This is a genomic window from Vibrio sp. OPT46 (genome assembly GCF_015163535.1).
GTDB lineage: Bacteria > Pseudomonadota > Gammaproteobacteria > Enterobacterales > Vibrionaceae > Vibrio > Vibrio alginolyticus.
Genome location: NZ_JADDYG010000486.1, coordinates 1 through 403, shown reverse-complemented (window position 1 = coordinate 403; position 403 = coordinate 1). Strand labels below are relative to the sequence as shown.

The 403-nt window shown below is 40.0% G+C and carries 1 pseudogene; it reads left to right on the top strand.

Annotated features, from left to right (window positions below):
• Positions 1-73: 73 nt before the first annotated feature.
• A pseudogene (locus tag IQR33_RS20605) lies at positions 74-403 on the top strand (cytosolic protein); the annotation flags it as partial.

Here is a 403-nt window from a genome sequence, read left to right as displayed (position 1 = left end):
TCTCAACGTGGGATGCTTAAACGCATTTTGATAGAGTTCCAGTCTAAATACTGCGGATGCACTTGGAGAAAAAATGAAGCTACTTTACTGGTTAGATGAATGGCAAGCTCTTACTCAGCAAGAACAAGAGATGGCTTTACCTATCTCTGGCTACGGTTTACTTGATGATGTGTTTGTGAAGTATGAAATCGTCGATCTTAACAAGCCATTGTTGTTCACATTTTCTCCTTCCGGTACTGATGTACAGGTACAAGACTTAACTCCGGATTTTTCTCCTTGGGGCTACGAGCTCGGAATACAACAAAAAGTAAACATTATTGCCTTTCAACATTTAGGACAAAGTAATTGGTTCCGTAGTCGGAATTTGATTTTCTTTCTGGAGCAGCTATCTGAGTTGCTTCAT